The following is a 24,234-nucleotide window of genomic DNA, read 5'->3' as shown; positions in this document are numbered from 1 at the left end:
AAAAGGCCGCGCCCCAGGGCGCGGCCTTCGTCATTCCGGCTTCAGCCGTGCTTTTCGATCCAGTCCGCGAAGGCATCGACATAGGATTGCAGGAATTTCGCGGTCTTTTCGTCGGTGACGCTGCCATCGGCGGCATAGGCCTCGGCGTTCCACTGGATATAGGCTTCGGGCATGCTCATCATCACCGTGCCGACATGGACCAGGTCGTTTTTCAGCCGCGCCTGCGCCATGGCCGCGCCGATCACGCCGGGCGAGGTGCCGGTGACGGCCGCCGGCTTGCCCTTCCAGGAGTTCTGGCCATAGGGGCGGGTGGCCCAGTCGATGGCGTTCTTGATGACGCCCGGATAGCTGCGGTTGAATTCCGGCGTGATCGCCAGCACCGCGTCGGAATGTTCGATCCGATCCTTGAGCCGCAGCACCGATTCCGGCGCATCGGCCCAAAGCTCTTCGTTGTAATGCGGCAGATCGCCGATATGCAGCAGGTGGAACTCCAGCCGGCCTTCGCCAAGCTTCTGCAATGCCTTCATCAGCTTGAGGTTCAGCGAATCCTTGCGCAGCGATCCCACCATGACGGCGACTGTCTTGACCATGCCTGATCTCCTTTTGCGGTTGTCCCGCGCAAGCTAGGCAGCGGCGCGAGCCGGGGAAAGGGGGGCGCGCTTGCAATTTTGGGGGAAAAGGTGAACAGTTGCCGGCAAGCGGCGCGGGACCGCGATCGGGACAAGGGCGCCGGGACGCATGAATGAAGCGGGAAATATGCTGCCATGGCTTGCGGATGCGGGCAATCTTCGCCTGCTGCTGATCCTGGCGCTGGCGGGATTGGCGCTGTGCCTTGTTGCGCTGTGGCGAACCCGGCGTTCGGCCCAGGCGGCCGCCACGCTGGCCCAGGGCCGCGAAACGGCGTTGCAGGCGCGGCTGGATGCCGAATCGGCCGGGCTGCGCGATCAGCTTCTGGTCGCCAGCCGCGTGGAGACGCGGGCGGAATCGCTGTCCCAGCGCTTGCAGGAACTGGGCGAGGAACGCGACGGGCTGACCGATGCGCTGCATCGCGAACGCCAGTCGGTCTCGCGGCTGGAACGCGACCTGGCAGAAACCCGGCTGGCGGCGCAGAAGGACCGCCAGGCGGCCGAGCGCGATATCGCTACCCTGCGCGAACTGCGCGAAGAAATGTCCGGCCAGTTCCGCCTGCTGGCCCATGAGACGCTGAAATCGCAAGGCAGCGAGATGCAAAAAGCGCATGGAGAGCAGCTTTCGGCGCTGCTGACCCCGTTTCGCGAACAGGTCAACCGCTTCCAGACCGAGCTTCAGGCCCGCAACAAGGCCACCGACGAGGAACGCGCCAGGCTGCGCGAGCAGATCGAATACCTGCACAAGCGCTCCGAAGACATCTCGCGCGAGGCGGTGGCGCTGACCCGCGCGCTGAAAGGCGACAGCCAGAAGCGCGGCGCCTGGGGCGAGATGATCCTGGAGCGCATCCTTGAGGATTCCGGCCTGATCGCCGGCACGCATTACGACACGCAGTCAAGCCATCGCGACGGCGACGGCAAGCTGTGGCGCCCGGACGTGATCGTGAAGATGCCGCAGAAAAAGCTGTTGGTGATCGACAGCAAGGTCTCTCTGAACGCCTATGAAGAGGCGGTGAATGCCCAGGACCTGCCCAGCCGCGACGCCGCGCTGCGCCGCCATGTCGCCGCGGTCCGCGCCCATGTGGCGGGGCTTGCCGCCAAGGGCTATCAGGCGCTGGACGCCCAGGGCGAAAACGGCGGCTCGGTGGATTACGTGCTGATGTTCATCCCCGTCGAGGGCGCTTTTTCCGAGGCGCTGCGCGTCGATCCCGACCTGGCGCGCTTTGCCCTGGAAAACCGCGTCGGGCTGGCCACGCCCACCACCTTGATGCTGACCCTGCGCACCGTCGACCATATCTGGACGGTCGAGCGGCGCGAATCGAATGCCATGCAGATCGCCGCCCGCGCCGGCCAGCTTTACGACAAGCTGCACGGCTTCGTCTCGGCGGTCGAGGATGTGGGCAGCGCGCTGGAGCGGGCGCAGAAAAGCCACGCCACGGCGATGGACCGGCTGACCCGCGGCCCCGGCAACGTCATCCGCCAGGCCGAGATGCTGCGCGACCTGGGCGCGCGCACGCAAAAGCGGATCGCGCTGGACCATGACGGGGTCGAGTCGCTGGAAGCGCCCGGCGAGGCGGCGGAGTAGCGCATTGGGTATTTGTGAAACGGCGAAACACATGGCGGGAAGTGACGCTTTGAGGACCAGCTTTGCCATCCAGACCCGCGGGCCGGCCTGCCATGATTTCACCGCCGAGGTGGCGGCCTGGCTGCGCGGCATCGGCGCAAGCGAGGGGGTAGTGACGCTGTTCGTGCGCCATACCTCGTGCTCGCTTCTGGTGCAGGAGAACGCCGACCCGGACGTGCAGCGCGACTTGCTGGCCTGGCTGGACCGGATCGCGCCGCCGGCCGACCATCCGTCGATGCGCTACCTGACGCATCGCGCCGAGGGGCCGGACGACATGCCCGCGCATCTGAAGGCCGCGATCCTGCCGGTCTGCCTGAATATTCCCGTGGCAGGCGGGCGGATGGGGCTGGGCACCTGGCAGGGCATCTACCTGGTCGAACACCGGGCCCATCCGCATCAACGCGAGGTGGGGGCGCATTTCCAGCCGGGGTGAAAGCGGCAAGCCGGCGGCAGGAAAGCCCTTTTCCTTGCGGCGCGGATATGGAAACCTGCCAGATCAAGCGACAGGGATTCACAGGGCGGGGCATGGCGTCAGGAAACCGATCTCAGACGGCACAGGGGTTGGCCCTGGTGGCGCCGCCCCTGGGCTATGCCGTGCTGGTGCTGGCGGCGCCCCTGCTGACCATCCTGGCCTATTCCTTTTTCAAGGACGGCTATCTGACGGTGGTCCGCGAATTCACGCTGGAGAATTACCGCACCGTCTGGTCCGACCCGATCTTTCACAAGATCATGCTGCGCTCGCTTGGGGTGGCGGCGCTGGTGACGCTGGCCACCGTGGTGCTGGCCTTTCCGGTGGCCTATTTCCTGTCCTTTGCCGTCTCGCCGCAGAAAAAGGCCATGTGGCTGTTCCTGATCACCATCCCGTTCTGGACCAGCTACCTGATCCGGGTTTTCCTGTGGAAGGTGATCCTGGGCTATAACGGTGTCATCAATTCCGGGCTGAAGACGCTGGGGCTGATCGAGCAGCCGCTGACCTTCATCCTTTACAACGTCAACGCCATGGTGATCACGCTGGCCCATGCCTATGCGCCCTTTGCCATCCTGCCGATCTTCATCGCGCTGGAAAAGATCGACCGCTCGCTTCTGGAGGCTGGGCGCGACCTGGGCGAAAGCCGGGCGGTCACCTTTTGGCGCGTCACCCTGCCCTTGGCCATGCCGGGTGTGGTGGCGGCGGCGCTGATCGTCTTTATCCCCACCATCGGCGACTATGTGACGCCGGCGCTGATCGGCGGCGGCAAGATCCCGATGATCGCCAACATGATCCAGGCGCAGATGCTGGATCTGGACAACCGGCCGATGGGCTCGGCGCTGGCGGTGACGGCCATGCTGATCGTCGCGGTCATCAGCCTGGCCTTTGTCGCGCTGAACCGGCGTTTCCTGGGAGTGCGGCAATGAAGGGCGGCGGCTTGCGCGCCTATGCGCTGGTCTATCTGCTGTTCCTTTACGCGCCGATCCTGCTTTTGCCGATCTTTGCCTTCAACTCGGGCACGATCATCGCCTTTCCGCTGAAAGGCGTGACCACGGAATGGTTCGCGCAGATGTGGGGCAATGCCTCGCTGCGCCGGGCGCTGACCAATTCGCTGCTTATCGCGGTCAGTTCCTCGATCCTGGCGACCTGCCTGGGGGTGTTTGCCGCCCGCGCCTCGACCCGCTTCGCCTTTCCGGGCAAGGGGCCGATCATGGGGCTGATCATGCTGCCGCTGGTGCTGCCCGAGATCATCGTCTCGATCTCGCTTCTGGTGGTGCTGTTGTCGCTGGGGGTGCAGCTTAGCATCCTGACGGTGATCCTGGGCCATACGCTGATCTGCATGCCCTATGCCACGGTGATCCTGTCCACCGCCTTCAACTCGCTGGACCGTTCGCTGGAAGAGGCGGCCTATGACCTGGGCGAGACGCGGATCAGCGCCTTTCGCCTGGTGATCCTGCCGCTGGTCATGCCGGGGATCATCTCGTCGCTGTTGATGAGCTTTACCATCAGCCTGGACGAATTCATCATCGCCTTCTTCCTGGCCGGGAACGAACCGACGCTGCCCACCTATATCTTCAGCCAGCTGCGTTTTCCCAAGCAGATCCCGATGATCATGGCGCTGGGGACGGTGCTGGTGCTGATGTCGATCCTGCTTTTGACCATCGCCGAATATTTCCGCCGCCGCGGCATCGCCAAGACCGGCGCCAAGGATACCGGAGGCTTCCTGTGACGACCCAAAACCCGGGCCCCAAGACCACCGCCGCCCATCGCGCCGCCATGGCCGGCGCGCGCCCGATGATCGAGATCCGGCAGGTGCAGAAGCATTACGGCGACTATCACGCGCTGCGCGGCATCGACCTGACCATCCGCTCGGGCGAGTTCTTTTCGCTGCTGGGCCCCTCGGGTTGCGGCAAGACCACGCTTCTGCGCACCATCGCGGGTTTCGAGGATATTTCCTCGGGCGTGGTGCTGATCGACGGGCAGGACATGCAGGAGGTGCCGGCCAACCGGCGACCGACCAACATGGTGTTCCAGTCCTATGCCATCTTCCCGCACCTGACCGTGGCCGAGAACGTGGGCTTCGGCCTGCGCCGCGACCCGCGTTCGCGCGCCGAAAAGGCCGCGGCGGTGGAACAGGCGCTGGAGATGGTGGGGCTGAAAGGCTATGGCAGCCGCGCCAGCCATGCGCTGTCGGGCGGGCAGCGGCAGCGGGTGGCCCTGGCCCGTGCGCTGATCCTGAAGCCCAAGGTGCTGTTGCTGGACGAGCCGCTTTCGGCGCTGGACCGCAAGATGCGCGAGCAGATGCAGGTCGAGCTCATCAAGCTGCAACGCCAGGTCGGCATCACCTTCGTCCTGGTCACGCATGACCAGGAGGAGGCGCTGGTCATGTCCGACCGCATCGCCGTCATGTTCGAGGGCCAGATCGCGCAGATGGATGGGCCCGAGGCGCTTTATGCCCGTCCGACCAGCCGCCGGGTGGCGAATTTCATCGGCGTGATGAACTTCCTGCCGGCCCGCGTCCTGGGCGAGACGGGCGAGGCCGTGCAGATCGAGGCGCCGGGCCTGGGCCGCGTCGATATACCCATGGCCAATGTCAGCCGCGCCGATCCCGGCGACGCCGGCCCTTCGGTCGGTTTCCGCCCCGAGGCGGTGTCGCTGCTGGCGACGGGGGCGCAAACCGCCAATCGGGTGGCCGGAGGCGTGATCGACGAGGTCGTCTATTACGGCGACATGACCTATTACGACGTGCGGCTGGACGGTTCCGCCGGGTTCGACGGCCAGGCGCGCCCGGTGCGCATCGCCATGCGCAACGTCTTTGGCCGCGAGGTGCAGGACGTGGGCACCCGCGCGAATGTGAGTTGGTCCCCCGGATCTCTGGTGCTTTTCCGCTGATCGGCGCGCAGGCGGCTGCGGCATTCCGCCGAGCCGATTTGCGGCGCTGGCGCCCCCATGCCACAGTCCGCGCACCACGCAACAGACGGAGATCGAGATGATCGCACGTTTCGCAATCCTGCCCGCCCTGGCCCTTGGCCTGACCGCAGGCATCGCGCTGGCGCAGGAAGCGGCCCCGGCCGCGCCCGCCGCCCCGGCCACGACCGAGGCGGCACCGGCCGCGCCCGAACAGGACAGCGGCGCTGCCTATGAAAGCGCGCGCAACCAGTTGGGCGTCCTGACCTATTGCCAGGAACAGGGCCATATCGACGGCAAGGCGGTCGAGATCCAGACCAAGCTTTTGGCGATGATCCCGGCCGGCGACAGCGCCAAGGGCGAGGCGGCCGAGGCCAAGGGCAAGGAAGGCACCGTTTCGGCCATGGGCGTCGAGCGTCGGCTTGAGGACGCCGCACAAGAGCAGAACACCACCGAAGAGGCGCTCTGCCAGCAGATGGAAGGCTTGCTGCAACAGCTTGCCGCGCAGGTTCCGGCCTGATCGCAGGACGATTCGGCGCGGGGCCAGTCGCTCGGCCCTTCGCCTTTGGCCGGCTCTTCGGGGCCGGCCCTTTTCGTCACATGGGCGGCAGTTCGGCCTGAACCTTTTTCGGCAGGCCCCCGCGCACCAGCCGATAGGAATGGCGGATGCGATGCGCCAGTTCATCGGGCGCCGAATCCAGCGGCAGCGCCACCCAGCTACGATGCAGATAGGCCGCGCGCTCGGCTACGCCGGTCTCGATCAGGAAAGCGGCCGTCTCGGCGCTGTCGGTCTTGACCGAGACATGCGTGCCCGCCGTGCCGGTGACGGCAAAGCTCTTGCCGCCGATCTTCCAGCAGTCATGGCCGCCGCCCCAGGGGTCCGACCATTCGGCCCCAGGCTGCCCGGCGCAGATTTCATTGACCAGTTCGCGGCTCATGCGGCCAAGTGTTGCAGCCTCTCTTGGCATAGGCAAGCCAATGCGTTAAGGCGGGCGCATGAAGGCAGGAACCGCCACCATCCGCTGCATCATTACCGGCTGAAAATTCAGGCGGGCGGTTCATCGTGACCTGACGGCGCCCGCAAAGGGGAAGTCATGGTCGAGATCAGGCTGACGAATACCAGGACGCGCCGGAAACAGGTTTTCCGCCCCATCGACCCGCAGAACGTGCGGCTTTATCTGTGCGGGCCGACGGTCTATGACCGGGCGCATCTGGGCAATGCCCGGCCGGTGGTGGTGATCGACGTGCTGGTGCGGCTTTTGCGCCACGTCCATGGCGCGGACCACGTCACCTATGTGCGCAACTTCACCGATGTGGACGACAAGATCAACGCCGCCGCCCTGGCCCGCCAGCAGGCCGGCGCCCCCGGCACGCTGGAGGAACTGATCCGCGAGCGCACGCGTGAAACCATCGGCTGGTATCACGCCGACATGGACGCGCTGGGGGCGATGCGGCCCGATCACGAGCCGCGCGCCACCGATTACATCTCCCAGATGATCGCCATGATCCAGACGCTGGTCGATGGCGGCCATGCCTATGCGCGCGACGGCCATGTGCTGTTCCGGGTGCGCAGCTTTGCCGATTACGGCAAGCTTTCGGGACGGTCGGTGGACGACATGATCGCCGGGGCCCGCGTCGAGGTCGCGCCCTTCAAGGAAGACCCGATGGATTTCGTGCTCTGGAAGCCCTCGGATGCCGGGCTGCCGGGCTGGGACAGCCCCTGGGGCCGCGGCCGTCCAGGCTGGCATATCGAATGCTCGGCCATGTCCTACGAGCTTCTGGGCGAAAGCTTCGACATCCATGCCGGCGGCATCGACCTGCAATTCCCCCATCACGAGAACGAGATCGCACAAAGCTGCTGCGCCCATCCGCATGGCGATTTCGCCAATATCTGGCTGCATAACGAGATGTTGCAGGTCGAGGGCAAGAAGATGTCCAAGAGCCTGGGCAATTTCTTCACCGTCCGCGATCTTCTGGACCAGGGTATTCCGGGCGAGGTGATCCGGTTGGTGTTCATGCAGACCCATTATCGCAGCCCTATGGATTGGACAGAGAGCAAGCGGCAAAACGCGGCACATCACCTAGCTAACTGGGGTCGAATAAGGAGGCACAAGCTTTCGGATCCCCTCCCGAAGTTCGACGGCACAAAGGTTGACCAGCGGATCATTGAAGCACTGGCGGACGACATCAATACTCCGAATGCCCTTACCCGCCTTTACGAAATGGCCCAGGAAATCTCTTCCGCGAACCATCCGGCGGATAGCGATCTGGTTCTGTCGTTCTTCGACACACTCCATTTCCTCGGTTTCAAGGAACTGGACCCACAACGCCTCAGCCGGCGCGCGGCGGTCGAGAACGCCACAAAGCTTTCGGAACTGGCCGAACGGATGAATGCCCTGCGCATCGAAGCCAAGGCCAGCAAGGATTTCTCGGCCGTCGACGCGCTCAAGCAGCGCCTGCTGGCCGCCGGGGTCGAGGTGCGCATGGGTCCCGCCGGGGTCGAGCTTCTGCCCGGTCCCGATTTCGACGCCGCCAGACTGCCCGGATAACCGCATGCCAGCCAGCCGAAAAGGGGCCGCCCCGATGACGCGCCAGCGCCTATATCTTTACGACACCACCTTGCGCGACGGGCAGCAGACCCAGGGCGTGCAGTTTTCCGCCGCCGAAAAGGCCGAGATCGCCGGGATGCTGGACCGGCTGGGCGTCGATTACATCGAGGGCGGCTGGCCGGGCGCCAACCCGACCGACAGCGATTTCTTTGCCCAGGCGCCTGCGACCCGCGCCACCATGACCGCATTCGGCATGACCAAGCGCGCCGGCCGCTCGGCCGAAAACGACGACGTGCTGGCGGCGGTTATGAATGCCGGCACCCCCGCCGTCTGCCTGGTCGGCAAGACCCATCCCTTTCACGTGCGCGAGGCGCTGGGGATTTCGCTGGACGAAAACCTGGGCAATATCCGCGCCTCGGTCGCGCATGTCGTGGCCCAGGGGCGCGAGGCGCTGTTCGATGCCGAGCATTTCTTCGACGGCTATGACGAGGACGCGGATTACGCCCTGGCCTGCCTGCGCGCGGCGCATGAGGCGGGCGCGCGCTGGATCGTGCTGTGCGACACCAATGGCGGCACCTTGCCCCGGCGGGTGGGGCAGGTCACGCGCGCGGTGATCGCGGCCGGCATTCCCGGCGAGCGGCTGGGCATCCATTGCCACGACGATACCGGCAATGCCGTGGCCTGCACGCTGGCCGCGGTCGATGCCGGGGCGCGGCAGGTGCAGGGCACGCTCAATGGCCTGGGCGAGCGCTGCGGCAATGCCAGCCTGACCAGCCTGATCCCGACCCTGCTGTTGAAGGAACCCTATCGCTCGGCGCTGGAAACCGGGGTTTCGGCCGAGGGGGTGGCGGGGCTCACGCGCATCTCGCGCCGGCTGGACGATATCCTGAACCGCCCGCCGGCGCGGCCCGCGCCCTATGTCGGCGCTTCGGCATTCGCCCACAAGGCCGGGCTGCATGCCAGCGCCATCCTGAAGAACCCGGCGACCTATGAGCATGTGGACCCGATGACGGTCGGTAATGAACGGGTCATTCCGATGTCGAACCAGGCCGGCCAGTCGAACCTGCGCGCCCGCCTGGCCGAGGCGGGGATCGAGGTCGGCCGCGACGATCCGGCCCTGGCGCGCATCCTGGACCTGGTCAAGGCGCGCGAGGATGCGGGCTATGCCTATGACGGCGCGCAGGCCAGCTTCGAATTGCTGGCCCTGGCCGAACTGGGCCGGATGCAGCATTACTTCACCATCGAGCGCTACCGCGTCACCGTCGAGCGGCGCAAGAACGCGCTTGGCCGCCGCATCTCGGTCTCGGAAGCGGTGGTGGTGGTGCGCATCGGCGGCCAGCGGATGCTGTCGGTCAGCGAAAGCCTGGACGAACAGGGCCAGGACCGCGGCCCGGTCAACGCCCTGTGGCGGGCGCTGGCCAAGGACCTGGGCCCCTATCAGGGCGCCATCGACGACATGCACCTGGTCGATTTCCGCGTCCGCATCACCGGCGAGGGGGTCGAGGCGACGACGCGGGTCATCATCGACAGCGCCGACGGGCAGGGCAACCGCTGGTCCACCGTGGGCGTGTCGCCCAATATCGTCGATGCCAGTTTCGAGGCGCTGGTCGATGCGATCCGCTGGAAGCTGGTCCGCGACCGTTTGGTGCCGGCATGAGCCTGGAGGATTGCGCCCAGGCGCTGCGCGACCATGACCCCGACCGTTTCGGCATCTGCCTGCTGGCGGCGCCCGAGGCGCGGCCGCGGCTGCTGACGCTTTATGCGCTGAACCTGGAACTGGCGCGGGCGCCGCTCGCCTCGACCGAGCCGCTGATCGCCGAGATGCGGCTGCAATGGTGGATCGAGCGGCTGGAGGATATCGGCGCCGGCAAGCCGCAATCGCATGAATTGCTGACGCCGCTGGCCGCGGCCTGGGGGCCGCGCGCCGCCGGTTTCGCACTGCTGGCCGAGGCGCGGCGCCGGGACGCGGCGCGCCAGCCGCTGGACGGGCCGGATGCGGTTGCGGCCTATGTGCGGCAGACGGCGGTGCCGCTGGCATCCTTCGCTGCCGAGGCGCTGGACCGGGACGCTGCCGGGGGCTTCGCGCCCCCGGACCCCCGCGGGATATTTGGGCACGAAAGAAGCAGCGCGCCTGCGGCGGCAGTCATCGCCGCCCAGGCCGAAGGGGTGGGGCTGGCGCATTGGCTGGCCGCGCTGCCGGCCTTGCAGGGGATGGGGCTGGGGCTTTGGGACGCCTCGCCCCAGGCGCTGGCCGGGATCGCGGCGAAAGCGCAGGCGAAGCTGGGCGAGGCAAGGGCGCAGCGCCGCGCGGTGCCGCGCCGGCTGGCGCCGGTGCTGTTTGCCGGGGCGGGGGTGCGCGCCGTGCTGCAAGCGGCGCCGCGGGGGGCACAGGCTTTGGCCGGCGCCGCCCCTTCGGAGTTCCGCCGCCGCCTGGCGCTTGGCGCATTCGCCCTGACCCATCGCTGGTGGATATGAAAAGGGCGGCCATGCGCGGCCGCCCCGATTGTTCCAAGGCCGGGTGGGAAGATCAGCCGCGCAGGATGGATTTTCCGGCATATTCGGCGGTGGCGCCCAGCATTTCCTCGATGCGGATCAACTGGTTGTATTTCGCCAGCCGGTCCGAGCGCGCCAGGCTGCCGGTCTTGATCTGGCCGCAATTCGTCGCCACCGCCAGGTCGGCGATGGTCGCGTCCTCGGTCTCGCCCGAGCGGTGCGACATCACGCTGGTATAGCGGGCACGGTCGGCCATGCGCACGGCGTCCAGCGTCTCGGTCAGGGTGCCGATCTGGTTGACCTTGACCAGCAGCGAGTTGCCGCAGCCTCTGGCGATGCCTTCGGCCAGGCGGGCGGGGTTGGTCACGAAGAGGTCGTCCCCGACCAGTTGAACGCGGTCCCCCAGCCTGTCGGTCAAGAGCTTCCAGCCGTCCCAGTCATCCTCGGCGCAGCCGTCCTCGATCGACAGGATCGGATAGTCGGCGCAAAGCGCGGCCAGGTAGTCGACGTTTTCGGCCGGGCTCAGCGACTTGCGTTCGCCGGCCATTTCATACTTGCCGCCCTTGAAATATTCGGTCGAGGCGCAGTCCAGCGCCAGCATGATGTCGTCGCCGGGCCGGTAGCCGGCCTTTTCGATGGCCTTGAGGATGAAGTCCAGCGCGTCACGGGTGCTGGAAAGATTGGGGGCAAAGCCGCCCTCGTCGCCGATGCCGGTCGAAAGGCCGGCGGCCGACAGTTCCTTTTTCAGCGTGTGGAACACCTCGGACCCCATGCGCACGGCTTCGCGGATGTCGTCCGCGGCGACCGGCATGATCATGAATTCCTGGATGTCGATCGGATTGTCGGCATGTTCGCCGCCATTGATGATGTTCATCATCGGCACCGGCAGCACCCGGGCGCCGGCACCGCCGACATAGCGGTAAAGCGGCTGCGAGCACGCATCGGCGGCGGCCTTGGCCACGGCCAGCGACACGCCCAGGATGGCATTTGCGCCCAGCCGCCCCTTGTTCGGGGTGCCGTCCAGTTCGATCATCATGCGGTCGATGGCGACCTGTTCGGTCGCATCTTCGCCGACCAGGTTCTCGGCGATCTCGCCGTTGACGGCGGCGACGGCTTCCAGCACGCCCTTGCCCAGGTAGCGCGCCTTGTCGCCGTCGCGCTTTTCCACCGCCTCATGCGCCCCGGTCGAGGCGCCCGAGGGCACGGCGGCGCGGCCCATGGTGCCGTCCTCCAGCGTCACATCGACCTCGACCGTCGGGTTGCCCCGGCTGTCCAGAATCTCGCGCGCGAAAATGTCGATGATGGCGGTCATGTCTGCGTCCCCCTTGGCTGACGAGCTTTGGCGCTGTTTAGCCGCCTTCGCAATTGCAGAAAAGCGTCAATCCGCCCCCGCCACCCCATCGGCGCCGGGAATGCGCGAGGTGATGCGCGCCGGCTGGTAGCCGCGCGGCACGTCCTCATGCGCATCGACCGCAAGATCGGCCCAGACCGGCAGGTGGTCCGAAGCCTGGCGGGCCATGTCGTTGTTCAGCACGCCGCAGCCCAGCACCTCGATACTGTGCGACACGGCGAAACGGTCGTAGCGCAGGCGCGGAAACGGCGCGGGCCAGCTTGGGCCGGGGGTGACGACGCGCAGCGCCTCCAGCGCCTCCAGCCCGCGCGAATCGTGCCATTCGTTGAAATCGCCGGTCAGCACCATGCGATCATGGCCGATGCGCCGCGCCTGGGCGATGATGCGCGACAGTTGCGCGCGCCGGGACGAGCGCATCAGCCCCAGATGCACCGCCACCACGGTCAGGCCGGGCAGGCGCAGCACCAGGGCGCCCCGCGGCTCGATCCCCGGCAGGGGAAGGCGGCGGATCTGGGCACAGCGGCGCAGTTCCGGGCGCAGCAGGATGGTCTGGCCATGCCAGCCCAGCGAATTTTCGCCCGTGCCGAGAAAGGGCGCCGGGACCATGCCGGTGGTGTCTTCGATCAGCGCGCGCGGCAGGGCTTCGGGGCGGGCGCCGAAGCGGAAATCGACCTCTTGCAGGGCGACCACGTCCGCGCCCAGTTCGGCGATGACGCGTAGGTTGCGTTCGGGCGCATGCGGGCCGGTCATGCCGCGGCATTTGTGCAAGTTATAGCTGGCCAGTCGCAATTGAGAGGAACTTCCGGGCATGGGCCTTTCGCTGTTTCAGGTGCCGCAAAAGGTGCGGCGCACGATCTCTTGCGGGGTGGGGGGCTGCGCGAAGCGGTCCCATTCCTGGCGATCCTCGAACGGGGCGCGCAAGGCGGCGTCCAACGCGTGGAAGGGTGCAAGATCGCCCTCGCGCGCGGCGGCGATGACGGCCTCGATCCGGTGGTTGCGCGGGATGCGGCGCGGATTGGCGCGCGCCATGACCTGCGCGGCATCGGGCAGGTCGCGGATGCGCGCCCGCCAGTCCTGGGCCCAGATGTCGAACTGCTGGGGTGCCGCGAATTCGTCGCGGGCGCGGCCATCCGCCAGCCCGGCGAAGCTGCGGGTGAAATCCGCCTCGTCGGCCGCCATCAGCGTCAGTAACCGCTCGATCAGCGCGCGGTCTTCGGGGCGGGGGGCGGCGATGCCCAGCTTGGCGGCAAAGCGGGCCAGCCATTCCGCCTGATAAAGATCGGGGAAGCTGTGGACGATGCGCGTCGCCTCGGCCACGGCCGCGTCGTCATTGCCCATCAGCGGCACCAGGCAACTGGCAAGCTGCGCCAGGTTCCAGACCGCGACATTGGGCTGTTCGTTCCAGGCATAGCGCCCCTGCGCGTCGATCGAGCTGAACACCTTGTCGGGCCGGTAGCCGTCCATGAAGGCGCAGGGGCCGTAGTCGATGGTCTCGCCGGAAACCGACATGTTGTCGGTGTTCATCACCCCGTGGATGAAGCCAAGCGCCATCCAGCCGGCGATCGTCGCGGCCTGCCGCGCGACCACGGCTTGCAGCAGGTCGGCCGCGCCCGAGGCGTCGGGATAGTGCCGGGCGATGACGTGATCGGCCAGCAGTTGCAGGCGCTGCCGGTCGCCGCGGGCGGCATAGAATTCGAAGGTGCCGACCCGGATATGGCTGGCAGCGACACGGGTCAGCACCGCGCCGGGCAGGATGGTTTCGCGGATCACCGTCTCGCCCGTGGTGACGGCCGCAAGGGCCCGCGTGGTCGGGATGCCGAACGCCGCCATGAACTCGCTGACCAGATATTCGCGCAAGACCGGGCCCAGCCAGGCCCGGCCGTCGCCCCGGCGCGAAAAGGGGGTAGGCCCCGCGCCCTTTAGCTGGATGTCGAAGCGCGCGCCGTCCGGCGCCACAACTTCGCCCAGCAGGACCGCGCGCCCGTCGCCAAGCTGCGGCACGAAGCCGCCGAACTGGTGGCCGGCATAGGCCTGTGCGATGGGTTCCGCCCCTTGGGGCATGGCATTGCCGGCCAGCATGGCCACGCCTTGGGGGCCGGCCAGCCAATCGGCATCCAGCCCCAGCCGCAGGGCCAGCGGCCGGTTCAGCGCCACAAGCTGCGGATCGCGCACCGGCGTCGGCATGGTGCGGGTGAAGAAACCTTCCGGCAGTCGGGCATAGCTGTTGTCGAAGCGGATCATCGCGGCCCTCCCTTCGGACATTATCTAACCGCGATTGCCGGAATGTTAAGGGCAGAGGCGGTTCAATGCGTCACGCTGCCCGAGAACAGGTTCACGATGACGACACCCGCGACGATCATGGAAAGCCCGATCATCGCCGCGAAATCCAGCCGCTGGCCAAAGACGACCAGCCCGATCAACGAGACCAGCACGATGCCCAGCCCGCTCCAGATCGCATAGGCGATGCCCAGCGGCATGGCGCGCAGCACCAGCGACAGGAAATAGAACGAGCCGGCATAGCACAGCCCCGTCAGCAGGGTCGGGACCAGCCGGGTGAACTGCTCGCTGCGTTGCAGGAACGTCGTGCCGATCACCTCCAGCGTGATGGCGGTGAAAAGCGTGGCATAGGTCAGCATCGGCATGGCGTCTCCACTCGTTCGTCGCCCGGCCATCTAGCCCGGATGGCGGGGGAAAGTCACGCCGTCCCGAACCGCGCCCTTGAACCGGAAAGGCCAAGCGCGTATCCCACGGCTTGCCCCATTTTCCCCGCAAGGAAGCCGCCGCCGTGAAATTCCTCGATCTCGCCAAGGTCTATGTCCGCTCGGGCGGCGGGGGCGCGGGCTGCGTGTCCTTTCGCCGCGAGAAATTCATCGAATATGGCGGGCCGGATGGCGGCGACGGCGGCAATGGCGGCGATGTCTGGGCCGAGGCCGCGCCAGGTCTGAACACGCTGATCGACTTTCGCTTCCAGCAGCATTTCTTTGCCAAGTCGGGCGGGCATGGCATGGGCGCGCAGCGCACCGGCGCCTCGGGCGACGACATCGTGCTGCGCGTGCCGGTCGGTACCGAGATCCTGGAAGATGACCAGGAAACCGTGGTCGCAGACCTGACCGAGCCGGGGCAACGCGTGCTTCTGGCCAGGGGCGGCAATGGCGGCTTCGGCAACCTGCATTTCAAAAGCTCGACCAACCGCGCCCCGCGCCACGCCAATCCCGGCCAGCCGGGGGTGGAACGCACGCTGTGGCTGCGGCTGAAGCTTATTGCCGATGCCGGTCTGGTGGGCCTGCCCAATGCCGGGAAATCGACCTTTCTTGCCGCGGTGTCGAACGCGCGGCCCAAGATCGCCGATTATCCCTTTACCACGCTGCACCCGAACCTGGGCGTGGTGGGCGTGGACGGGCATGAATTCGTCATGGCCGACATTCCCGGCCTGATCGAGGGCGCAAGCGAGGGCAGGGGCCTCGGCGACCAGTTCCTGGGCCATGTCGAACGCTCGCGCGTGCTTTTGCACCTGGTCGACGGCACGGCCCTGGACGTGGCGCAGGACGCCCGCACCATCCTGACCGAGCTTGAAGCCTATTCCCCGGCGCTGGCGGAAAAGCCGCGGGTCACGGCGCTGAACAAGATCGACGCGCTCGACCCCGAGACGCTGGCCGAACGCCAGGCCGCGCTGGAAGCCGAGATCGGCGGGCCGGTGCTGTTGATGTCCGGCGTCTCGCGCGACGGCGTGACCGAGGTCCTGCGCGCGCTATGGTCGCGGATCGCGCCCTCGCGCAAGCCGGCCGAGGACCGGGAAGACAAGCCGTGGCAGCCGTGACGCCGGAACTGGGCCGCGCGCAGCGGCTGGTGGTCAAGATCGGCTCGGCGCTCTTGGTGAACGGCGCGGGGCTGCGCGCCGAATGGCTGCGCGGGCTTTGCGACGACGTGGCGCGCGCGCGGGCGCGCGGCACGGATGTGGTGCTGGTCTCCTCGGGCGCCATCGCGCTGGGGCGGCAGGTGCTGGGCCTGCCCACAGGCCCCCTGCGGGTCGAACAGTCGCAGGCGGCGGCGGCGGTCGGCCAGATCAAGCTGGCCCGCGCCTACGAGGAGGCGCTGGCCCCGCATGGCGTCAAGACCGCGCAGTTGCTGGTGACGCTGGACGACACCACCGACCGGCGCCGCTATCTCAACAGCCGCGCGACCATGCAGACGCTCTTGGGCCTTGGCGTGGTGCCGATCATGAACGAAAACGACACGGTGGCGACCGACGAGATCCGCTTCGGCGACAACGACCGGCTGGCGGCGCAGATCGCCGTGACCTGCGGGGCGGACCAACTCTTGCTGCTGTCGGACGTGGACGGGCTCTATACCGCCAATCCCAAGACCGACCCCGCGGCGCGCCACCTGCCGGTGGTCCAGCAGATCACCCCGGAAATCGAGGCCATGGGCGGCGACCCGATCTCGGGTCTCAGCAAGGGCGGGATGAAGACCAAGCTTTTGGCGGCGCGCACCGCGGTCGCCGGCGGCTGCGCCATGGCCATCGCCGAAGGATCGGTGCTGAACCCGCTTTCCGCCGTGGCGAATGGCGCGCGGGTGACGTGGTTTTTGCCCGACACCGACCCGCAGGCGGCGCGCAAGCGCTGGATCGCGGCGATGAAGCCCAAGGGGGAAATCACCGTCGATGCCGGCGCGGCCTTGGCGCTGGGACAGGGCAAGTCGCTGCTGCCGGCCGGCGTGACCGCCGTCTCGGGCCGCTTCGGCCGCGGCGATCCGGTGCTGGTGCTTGACCCGCAGGGGGCGCGGCTGGCGGCGGGTCTGGTGCGCTATGCCTCGACCGAGGCGCGCGCCATCGCCGGGCATCGCAGCGACGAAATCCAGGCCATCCTGGGCTATCCCGGCCGCGCCGCGCTGATCCATCGCGACGACATGGTGGTGTGAGCCCGGCGGCGGCCCCATCTTTGCGTGACCCTTGCAGGAGTATTTGAGAAAACGGTGAATGGCATTCGCGCCGCTCGGTCTTTCACCGTTTTCCAAATACTCATGCGGCCGTTCAGGCAGGGCCGGCGTTGCGGGTTTACTCGATCGGGCGCGGTTTGGCCGGCGTGTGGCGGCGCTGCGACAGGCCGCGCAGATGCGACATGCGCACGGCGTTCTGGCCCGGCGCGGGCAAGGCCAGAACCGCATCCCGCAAGAGCGCGATGCCGTCCTCGCTGCGGGCGGGCAGGGAGGACGGGGGGATCGGCGCGCCCACGGTGATGCGGAAGGGCTGGCCCGCCTTGTTCAGCACCTCGTTGAACAGCGTCACGTCGCGCAAGGTCGGGTGGATCGCGTCCAGCAGGTAGAACAGCGCCGAATTGCGCGCCCGGATCCGCAAGGGGATGATCGGCGCGTCGAACTTTTTCGCGATCATCGCGGCGCTGGCCATCCAGGGGCGCTCGTGCAGGCTGAGCCCCTGGCGCTTGGCCAGCCGGCCCGAGGGGAAGATCAGCCCGATCCGCCCGCGCTCGTGCGCCTCGCGGGTGTAGTCCATGGTGGCGCGGGTCTTGGCATGGCTGCGCTTTTCGGCGCGCCATTCCACCGGGGCGATCAGGCTGTCGAATTGCGGCAGGATGCGCAGGATATCGTGGTTGGCATAGACGAAAAGATCGTCCCGCACCGCTGCGACGACCGCGTTCAGCACGATGCCGTCGGCGATGCCGGTGGGGTGATTCGACACGATCAGCGCCGGGCCGGTGGCCGGGATATGTTCAAGCCCCTCGACGCAGAGTTCGCGCAGGATCAGACCGGCAATGCGGCGCATGACCTCGTCGGTGGGCAGGTCGCGATATTCCGCCGCCAGCTCCAAGGTGCGGGGATAGCGCAACAGGCGCATCAGCACTTGCCGTGCCAGCAGGTGATGCCGCTGGCCCGAGAAAAGCCAGGGCGCCCGCTCGGCAATCAGCGGATCGAGACGGCGTTTCATGTCCTCGCGGGCATCCATAAGGGCAGTATTGCCGCGCCCGCAACAGGCCCGCAAGAGCGGTTCGTCCATGGTCAGCCGCCACCGGCAAGGATGCGCGTAACCATTTCGGCGGTGTTGCGCGACAGGCCCGGCAGCGCCGCCAGCCGGCCAAGCGCCGCGCGCGCATGGGCCTGGCGGGTGGCGTCGTAGCGCGTCCAGGTTTCGAAGCCCGAACACATCCGCGCCGTGGTCTGCGGGTTCACCGGGTCAAGCCGCATCAGCCAGTCCACGGTGAAATCGTAGCCCGAACCGTCGGCGGCGTGGAAGGCGGCGTGGTTCGCGCCCAGCCCGCCGATCAGGGCGCGGAAACGATTCGGGTTCTTCCAGTCGAAATCCGGCCGCGCCGCCAGCGCGCGGGCGCGGGCCACCGCCCGTTCGGGCGCCGCGCGCAGGGGCTGGACCATGAACCATTTGTCCATGACCAGCCGGTTGCCGGCAAATTCCCGCCCAAAGGCTTCCAGCGCATCGGCGTCCCGGCCGGCGGCGATCAGGCATTCCAGCGCCCCCTGCCGCTCGGTCATGTTCGACGCCGCGCTGAACAGCGCCCCGGCCCGCGCGGCCCCGTCGATGCGCGACAGCAGGCCCAGGCAGGCCAGGCGCAGGCTGCGCCGCCCCGCGCCCTGGGCATCGGGGCGATAGGGGCCGGGGGTCGCCATCGCCTCGTATAGCCGGGCCAGCGCCGGCTGATGCGCCTGGGTGATGCCGCGCGCCAGCGCCTCGCGCGCGGCATGAATCGCTTGGGGATCGGGGGTGACGCCGCGGGCGGCGATGGTGGTCGCGATCTCTTCCTCGCCGGGCAGGGACAGGCAGAGCGCGGCAAAGGCCGGGTCGGCTTCGGCATCGGCCAGCAGCCCGGCAAGGGCGCGGCTGAATTCCGCCCCGCCTTCGGTCCCCGTGGCCCGCGCGACCAGCGCGTCCAGCGCCAGATCATGGCCGGCCTGCCAGCGGGCGTAAGCGTCGGTGTCATGCGCCAAGAGCAGCGCCTGTTCCTGGGCCGCGATCTTGCGCGCAACCGTCACCGGCGCCGAAAAGTCGCGCAAAAGCGAAACGACCGGCCGCGCGCCCAGCCCGTCGAAGCGGAAACTTTGCCGCGCCTCGGTCATTTCCAGCACCGTGGTCGGCAGCACCTCGTCGCCATTCGGACCGATCAGGCCGATCGCGATGGGGATCACCCGCGGCGGCTTGTCCGGCTGGCCGGGGGTCGGCGCGGTTTCCTGGCGGAAATCCAGCGTGAGCGTGCCGTCGCGCCAGTCCTCGGAAAGCGTCAGCCGCGGCGTGCCGGCATCGGTATACCAGCGCTTGAACTGGGCCAGGTCGCGGCCGGTGGCGTCCTGAAAGACCTTGATCCAGTCCTCGATGGTGCAGGCCTGGCCGTCATGGCGGTCGAAATAGAGATCGAGCGCGCGGCGATAACCCTCATCGCCGACCAGCCGCTTGAGCATGCCGATGACCTCGGCGCCCTTTTCATAGACCGTGGCGGTGTAGAAATTGTTGATCTCCTGGTAGTGGTCGGGGCGCGGCGGATGCGCCAAGGGTCCCGCATCCTCGCGGAACTGGCGCGCGCGCAGGGTCTGCACGTCATGGATGCGCTTGACCGCGGCCGAGCGCATGTCGCCGGTGAACTGCTGGTCGCGGAACACCGTCAGCCCCTCTTTCAGGCAAAGCTGGAACCAGTCGCGGCAGGTGATGCGGTTGCCGGTCCAGTTGTGGAAATATTCATGGCCGATCACCCCCTCGATGCGTTCGTAATCGCCGTCGGTCGCAGTCTCGGCGCTGGCCAGCACCAGCTTGGAGTTGAAGATGTTCAGCCCCTTGTTTTCCATCGCGCCCATGTTGAAATCATCGACGGCGACGATGTTGAAGACGTCCAGGTCGTATTCGCGCCCATAAGCCTTTTCGTCCCATTTCATCGAGCGGATCAGCGATTCCATCGCATAGCCGGCGCGGTCCTGGTCGCCGGGCCTGACCCAGACATTGAGCGCCACCTTGCGCCCCGACATGGTGGTGAAGCTGTCCGGGACCGCCACCAGATCGCCCGCGACCAGCGCGAACAGATAGGCGGGCTTGGGCCAGGGGTCGTGCCAGACGGCCTGGCCCGGCGCGCTCGCGACCGGGTTGCCGTTCGAAAGCAGCACCGGCTGATCCGAGCGGATGGTGACATGAAACGGCGCCATCACGTCCGGGCGGTCGGGATACCAGGTGATGTGGCGAAAGCCCTCGGCCTCGCATTGGGTGCAGAAGATGCCGCCGGACAGATACAGCCCCTCGAGCGCGGTATTGCCCTGGGGGTCGATCTCGACCTCGGCGGAAAAGGTAAAGGCGTCGGGCAGGTCGGCGGCGGGGATCACCAGGCGTTCGCCCTGGACCAGCGCGGGGTCCAGCGGCCGGCCGTCGATCGCCAGCGACAGGGTCCGCAGGCCCGCCCCGTCCAGCATCAGGTCGCCCGCATCCCTGCGGCGGAACGCGATCTGCGAGCGCACCCGCGTCGCGCGGGCGGCCAAGTCGAATTCCAGCCGGGTCTGGGCGATTTCGAACGGATAAGGACGCCAATCGGCGAGATATTGCGTGGCGGTCATGCGGCACCTTTTTGGAAAGGCAAAAAAATCGGCGGCCTGGGGAACTTGTGCGAAACCCAAGTGTTAGACGCAGGACAGCCGGGTCGCAAGCCGGGATGCCCCAGCGGCACGACCAACGGCCAGGCACGAAGCACAAGAGCGAGGATACCCGAATGGCCCATTACGATCCGAACGATCCGAAGCGGACGGAAGGCATAGACCCCCAGCGCCCCGCCGCCGCGCCCGAAACCTATGTCGAGCCGGTCGAGCGTCGCGCCTCGCCGTTGCCGCTGATCATCGGCATCCTGCTGGCGCTGGCCATCGCCTATTTCGTGCTGCAATATTTCATGGGCAACGATGAAGGCGCCACCACCGGCGAGGATGCGGCCGTCACCACCACCGAGCCGGCCGACAGCACCACGGCCCTGCCCGCGGGCACCACGACCGATCCGGCCGTGACGGATGACGCCGCGACCGATGACGCCGCCGCTGCCGCCACCGACGCGGCCGAATCCGCGGGCGAGGCCGCTACCGACGCCGCCACCGCGGCGGAAGAAGCCGCCGATGCCGCGACCGACACCATGAACGACGCGGCCGAGGATGCCGCCGCCGCCGCCGAAGACGCGGCCGAAGCGGCCGGCACCGCCGCAGGCGAAGCGGCATCGGCCGCCGAAGAGGCCGCCGACAGCGCCGCCGACACCACTGGCGAGGCCCTGGACGATGCCGTCACCGTCGAAGAGCCAGCGGCCACCACGCCGCCGGCCGCCGACACCGGCACGGCCCCCGCCCCGGCCAACTGATCGCTGCGAAAAGCTGGTCGCCGCCCGGATCATTCGGGCGGCGCCTTCAATTTTAAGCCAAGACTGTATTGCGATATCCTTGAAGGTGCCTCTGGTTGAAACAGCGCCGGGTTTGGTATACCACGGCACACCAAACCAGCCGGACAATGAAGCAAGGGGAACTGCGATGGGTCGCGTGGAAAAGGCAGGATTGCGGGTCGACGAGACGCTTGCCGCCTTCGTCAACGAACATGCGCTGCCCGGCAGCGGGATCGAGCCGCGCCGCTTCTGGGAGGGGCTTTCGGCCCTGTTGCATGAATTCGGCCCGCGCAACCGCGCCCTGCTGGAGCGGCGAGAGGAGCTGCAATCGGCCATCGACGCCTGGCATGTCTCGCGCCGCGGGGCGGCGCCCGACCCGGCTGCCTATCGCGATTTCCTGGCCGAGATCGGCTATCTGCTGCCCGAGGGCGAGGATTTCCAGATCGAGACGCCGGCCACGGACCCGGAATTTGCCTTGCTTGCCGGACCGCAGCTTGTGGTGCCGATCACCAACGCGCGCTATGCGATCAACGCAGCCAATGCCCGCTGGGGCAGCCTTTACGATGCGCTTTACGGCACCGACGCCTTGGGCGACCTGCCGCAGGGCGCGGGCTACGATGCCGCCCGCGGCGCCCGCGTCATCGGCTGGGGCCGCGATTTCCTGGACAGCGCCGCGCCCTTGGCGGAGGGTTCGTGGACAGCGGTCCAGCGGCTGTCAGTCAGCGACGGCGCGCTGGTCCCCGCGCTGCGCGAGCCGGCCAAGTTCGCCGGCTATCGCGGCACCGGCACCGATCCGACCGACATTTTCCTGAAGAATAACGGCCTGCTGATCCGCATCGTTATCGACCCCTCGAAGCCGGTCGGCGCGCAGGACAAGGCGGGCATCGCGGATATCGTAATCGAATCGGCGTTGTCGGTGATCATGGATTGCGAGGATTCCGTCGCCTGCGTCGATGGCGAGGACAAGGCGCTGGCCTATGCCAACTGGCTGGGCCTGATGGACGGCAGCCTGGCCGAAAAGGTCGAAAAGGCCGGCAAGACCTTTACCCGCCACCTGAAGCCGGACGTGAGTTTCACCGCCCCCGACGGCTCGGACGCGACCGCCAAGGGCCGCGCCCTGATGCTGGTCAGGAATGTCGGCCACCTGATGACCACCCCCGCCGTGCTGGACCGCAATGGGGCCGAGGTCTATGAGGGGCTGCTGGACGCGATGATCACCACGCTATGCGCCAAGCGCGACCTGGACCGCGAGGGGCCGAAGAACTCGGTCACGCAGTCGATCTATGTGGTCAAGCCCAAGATGCACGGGCCCCAGGAAGTCGCCTTTGCCTGCGAGATCTTCGATTTCGTCGAGGACGTGCTGGGCCTGCCGCGCCATACCGTCAAGCTGGGCATCATGGACGAGGAACGCCGCACCTCGGCCAATCTCAGGGAATGCATCCGCGCCGCCAGGCACCGGGTGGCCTTTATCAATACCGGCTTCCTGGACCGCACCGGGGACGAGATCCACACCTCGATGGAGGCGGGCGCGATGCTGGCCAAGGGCGAGATGAAGACGCAGCCCTGGATTTCCGCCTATGAGGATCGCAACGTCGATATCGGCCTGGCCTGCGGCCTTTCGGGCAAGGCGCAGATCGGCAAGGGCATGTGGGCGGTGCCGGACCGCATGGCCGAGATGCTGGAACAGAAGATCGCCCACCCGCTGTCGGGCGCCAATACCGCCTGGGTGCCCAGCCCGACCGCCGCGACCCTGCATGCGACGCATTACCACAAGGTCGATGTCTTTGCCCGCCAGGCCCAGATCGCCGCGTTGCGCCGGCCGGCGCGGCTGGACGAATTGCTGACCATCCCGCTGGCCGGCGGCCGCAACTACAGCGATGCCGAGATCGCCCGCGAGCTGGAGAACAATTGCCAGGGCATCCTGGGCTATGTCGTGCGCTGGATCGACCAGGGCGTCGGCTGCTCGAAAGTGCCCGATATCAACGATGTGGGGCTGATGGAGGACCGGGCGACGCTGCGCATCTCGGCCCAGTCGCTGGCGAACTGGCTGCATCACGGCATCGTCACCGACCGGCAGGTCATGGACGCTTTCCGCAAGATGGCCGCGGTGGTGGACCGCCAGAACGCGGGCGACCCGGCCTATGTGCCGATGGCGCCGGGCTTTGACGGCGTGGCCTTCCAGGCGGCCTGCGACCTGGTCTTTCTGGGCCGCATGCAGCCTTCGGGCTATACCGAGCCGGTGCTGCATGCCCGCCGCCTGCAAGCCAAGGCCGAGCGGACGAGCCGCGCCGCATGATCGCGCGGCTGGCCGGCCTGCCGCCCGTCTGGCTGGGGCTGTTCGCCCTGGCGGGGGCGGCGCTGGGGCGGCTGCTGCCGCTGGAATTGCCGCCCGCGCTGCGGGACCTGGGCCTTTTGCTGGTCGCGGCGGCGCTGGCGCTGATGCTTTGGGCGGCTTTCACCATGTGGCGCGCGCGCACCACCGTCATCCCCGGCCGGCTGCCTGCCGCGCTGGTGACGCAGGGTCCGTTCCGCTTTTCGCGCAACCCGATCTATCTGGCCGACCTGATCCTGCTGGCCGGGCTGATGCTGGCGCTGTCGGCACCGGCGGGCCTGGTGGCGGTGCCGGCCTTGGCGCTGGTGCTCAAGCGCCGTTTCATCCTGCGCGAGGAAACGGTCATCGCCGCGGCCTACGGTCCCGCATTCGACCGCTACCGAAAGCGGGTCCGGCGCTGGATCTGAACGGCCGCGGCCAAGCCCGCCCGGACGCTGCGCCGCGGCATCCCCGTGGGCGGCGCGGGCGCTGTCACCACCACCCTTGCCTGGATCGCCACCGTGACGCGGCGTCGCATTTCGGGAAAGCAC

22 protein-coding genes are annotated in these 24,234 nt (G+C 67.6%); 14 read left to right on the top strand and 8 right to left on the bottom strand.

Going from position 1 to position 24,234, the window contains the following annotated elements; genetic code table 11:
• Positions 1-41: 41 nt before the first annotated feature.
• The gene (locus F3H32_RS01385) at positions 42-590 is read right to left on the bottom strand and encodes an NADPH-dependent FMN reductase (protein WP_149763714.1); all 549 of its coding nucleotides are present in this window, start codon (positions 588-590) and stop codon (positions 42-44) included.
• A 166-nt stretch (positions 591-756) separates the two neighbouring features.
• Here F3H32_RS01385 and rmuC point away from each other — a divergent pair, with 166 nt between their 5' ends.
• From rmuC to F3H32_RS01355, 6 genes are all read left to right on the top strand, one after another.
• The gene (gene rmuC, locus F3H32_RS01380; protein WP_223191311.1) at positions 757-2,211 is read left to right on the top strand and encodes a DNA recombination protein RmuC; all 1,455 of its coding nucleotides are present in this window, start codon (positions 757-759) and stop codon (positions 2,209-2,211) included.
• 31 nt (positions 2,212-2,242) lie between these two features.
• The gene (locus tag F3H32_RS01375) at positions 2,243-2,683 is read left to right on the top strand and encodes a secondary thiamine-phosphate synthase enzyme YjbQ (RefSeq protein WP_223191310.1); all 441 of its coding nucleotides are present in this window, start codon (positions 2,243-2,245) and stop codon (positions 2,681-2,683) included.
• Positions 2,684-2,775: 92 nt separating this feature from the next.
• Positions 2,776-3,645 (top strand): ABC transporter permease, encoded by an 870-nt coding sequence (locus tag F3H32_RS01370; RefSeq protein ID WP_149763710.1) that lies wholly within the window; start codon positions 2,776-2,778, stop codon positions 3,643-3,645.
• A complete protein-coding gene (locus tag F3H32_RS01365; protein ID WP_115755832.1) occupies positions 3,642-4,448 on the top strand; it encodes an ABC transporter permease in 807 nt (268 codons plus the stop codon). Before F3H32_RS01370 ends, F3H32_RS01365 begins: the two co-directional genes overlap by 4 nt.
• Positions 4,449-4,513: 65 nt before the next feature.
• On the top strand, positions 4,514-5,611 hold the full coding sequence (locus F3H32_RS01360) for an ABC transporter ATP-binding protein (protein WP_188128556.1): 1,098 nt from the start codon (positions 4,514-4,516) through the stop codon (positions 5,609-5,611).
• A 97-nt stretch (positions 5,612-5,708) separates the two neighbouring features.
• Entirely contained in the window at positions 5,709-6,146 is a 438-nt protein-coding gene (locus F3H32_RS01355) for a pore-forming ESAT-6 family protein (protein ID WP_149763708.1), read from the top strand.
• 76 nt (positions 6,147-6,222) lie between these two features.
• Here the strand turns inward: F3H32_RS01355 and F3H32_RS01350 are convergent, their stop codons facing one another.
• Positions 6,223-6,564, bottom strand: coding sequence for an MmcQ/YjbR family DNA-binding protein (locus F3H32_RS01350; RefSeq protein ID WP_115755830.1), 342 nt, complete (start codon positions 6,562-6,564; stop codon positions 6,223-6,225).
• A 156-nt stretch (positions 6,565-6,720) separates the two neighbouring features.
• Between F3H32_RS01350 and cysS the strand changes: the two genes are divergently transcribed.
• Genes cysS through F3H32_RS01335 form a run of 3 tightly spaced genes read left to right on the top strand, consistent with a single transcriptional unit; the run spans position 6,721 to position 10,650 of the window.
• Positions 6,721-8,175 carry a cysteine--tRNA ligase gene (gene cysS / locus F3H32_RS01345; RefSeq protein ID WP_149763706.1) on the top strand — a complete coding sequence of 485 codons (1,455 nt, stop codon included), beginning with the start codon at positions 6,721-6,723 and terminating at the stop codon, positions 8,173-8,175.
• A 34-nt stretch (positions 8,176-8,209) separates the two neighbouring features.
• Complete coding sequence (gene cimA / locus F3H32_RS01340; RefSeq protein ID WP_149763704.1) at positions 8,210-9,832, top strand: citramalate synthase; 1,623 nt, start codon at positions 8,210-8,212, stop codon at positions 9,830-9,832.
• The gene (locus F3H32_RS01335) at positions 9,829-10,650 is read left to right on the top strand and encodes a squalene/phytoene synthase family protein (RefSeq protein ID WP_149763702.1); all 822 of its coding nucleotides are present in this window, start codon (positions 9,829-9,831) and stop codon (positions 10,648-10,650) included. The genes cimA and F3H32_RS01335 overlap by 4 nt, the downstream gene beginning before the upstream one ends.
• A 52-nt stretch (positions 10,651-10,702) precedes the next feature.
• Here F3H32_RS01335 and eno read toward each other — a convergent pair whose 3' ends face one another.
• The 4 genes from eno to F3H32_RS01315 form a co-directional block, all read right to left on the bottom strand.
• Positions 10,703-11,980 carry a phosphopyruvate hydratase gene (eno, locus tag F3H32_RS01330; protein WP_149763700.1) on the bottom strand — a complete coding sequence of 426 codons (1,278 nt, stop codon included), beginning with the start codon at positions 11,978-11,980 and terminating at the stop codon, positions 10,703-10,705.
• Positions 11,981-12,046: 66 nt separating this feature from the next.
• Positions 12,047-12,829, bottom strand: a complete 783-nt coding sequence (locus F3H32_RS01325; protein WP_115756485.1) for an endonuclease/exonuclease/phosphatase family protein — start codon at positions 12,827-12,829, stop codon at positions 12,047-12,049.
• A 15-nt stretch (positions 12,830-12,844) separates the two neighbouring features.
• Positions 12,845-14,260, bottom strand: a complete 1,416-nt coding sequence (locus F3H32_RS01320; protein WP_149763698.1) for a protein adenylyltransferase SelO — start codon at positions 14,258-14,260, stop codon at positions 12,845-12,847.
• 62 nt (positions 14,261-14,322) lie between these two features.
• Complete coding sequence (locus tag F3H32_RS01315; RefSeq protein ID WP_394349602.1) at positions 14,323-14,655, bottom strand: DMT family transporter; 333 nt, start codon at positions 14,653-14,655, stop codon at positions 14,323-14,325.
• Between the two features lie 149 nt (positions 14,656-14,804).
• Between F3H32_RS01315 and obgE the strand changes: the two genes are divergently transcribed.
• Positions 14,805-15,836, top strand: a complete 1,032-nt coding sequence (obgE, locus tag F3H32_RS01310; RefSeq protein WP_115756491.1) for a GTPase ObgE — start codon at positions 14,805-14,807, stop codon at positions 15,834-15,836.
• Positions 15,824-16,936: a glutamate 5-kinase gene (gene proB / locus F3H32_RS01305; protein ID WP_149763696.1), complete on the top strand. Its 1,113-nt coding sequence runs from the start codon at positions 15,824-15,826 to the stop codon at positions 16,934-16,936. The genes obgE and proB overlap by 13 nt, the downstream gene beginning before the upstream one ends.
• A 136-nt stretch (positions 16,937-17,072) precedes the next feature.
• Here proB and F3H32_RS01300 read toward each other — a convergent pair whose 3' ends face one another.
• Together F3H32_RS01300 and pepN are read right to left on the bottom strand one after the other, a co-directional pair.
• Complete coding sequence (locus F3H32_RS01300) at positions 17,073-17,960, bottom strand: 1-acyl-sn-glycerol-3-phosphate acyltransferase (RefSeq protein WP_223191309.1); 888 nt, start codon at positions 17,958-17,960, stop codon at positions 17,073-17,075.
• Between the two features lie 71 nt (positions 17,961-18,031).
• Positions 18,032-20,575 (bottom strand): aminopeptidase N, encoded by a 2,544-nt coding sequence (gene pepN, locus F3H32_RS01295; protein ID WP_149763694.1) that lies wholly within the window; start codon positions 20,573-20,575, stop codon positions 18,032-18,034.
• Between the two features lie 152 nt (positions 20,576-20,727).
• Between pepN and F3H32_RS01290 the strand changes: the two genes are divergently transcribed.
• The 3 genes from F3H32_RS01290 to F3H32_RS01280 all read left to right on the top strand — a co-directional run bounded on the left by F3H32_RS01290 (position 20,728) and on the right by F3H32_RS01280 (position 24,111).
• Positions 20,728-21,354, top strand: coding sequence for a hypothetical protein (locus F3H32_RS01290; RefSeq protein ID WP_149763693.1), 627 nt, complete (start codon positions 20,728-20,730; stop codon positions 21,352-21,354).
• Between the two features lie 166 nt (positions 21,355-21,520).
• On the top strand, positions 21,521-23,668 hold the full coding sequence (locus F3H32_RS01285; RefSeq protein ID WP_149763691.1) for a malate synthase G: 2,148 nt from the start codon (positions 21,521-21,523) through the stop codon (positions 23,666-23,668).
• Positions 23,665-24,111 (top strand): methyltransferase family protein, encoded by a 447-nt coding sequence (locus F3H32_RS01280; protein WP_149763689.1) that lies wholly within the window; start codon positions 23,665-23,667, stop codon positions 24,109-24,111. Before F3H32_RS01285 ends, F3H32_RS01280 begins: the two co-directional genes overlap by 4 nt.
• Positions 24,112-24,234: the final 123 nt, after the last annotated feature.

This window comes from Paracoccus thiocyanatus, assembly GCF_900156255.1.
GTDB classification, from domain to species: Bacteria; Pseudomonadota; Alphaproteobacteria; order Rhodobacterales; family Rhodobacteraceae; genus Paracoccus; species Paracoccus thiocyanatus.
This window is presented reverse-complemented; position numbering and strand designations above follow the sequence as displayed.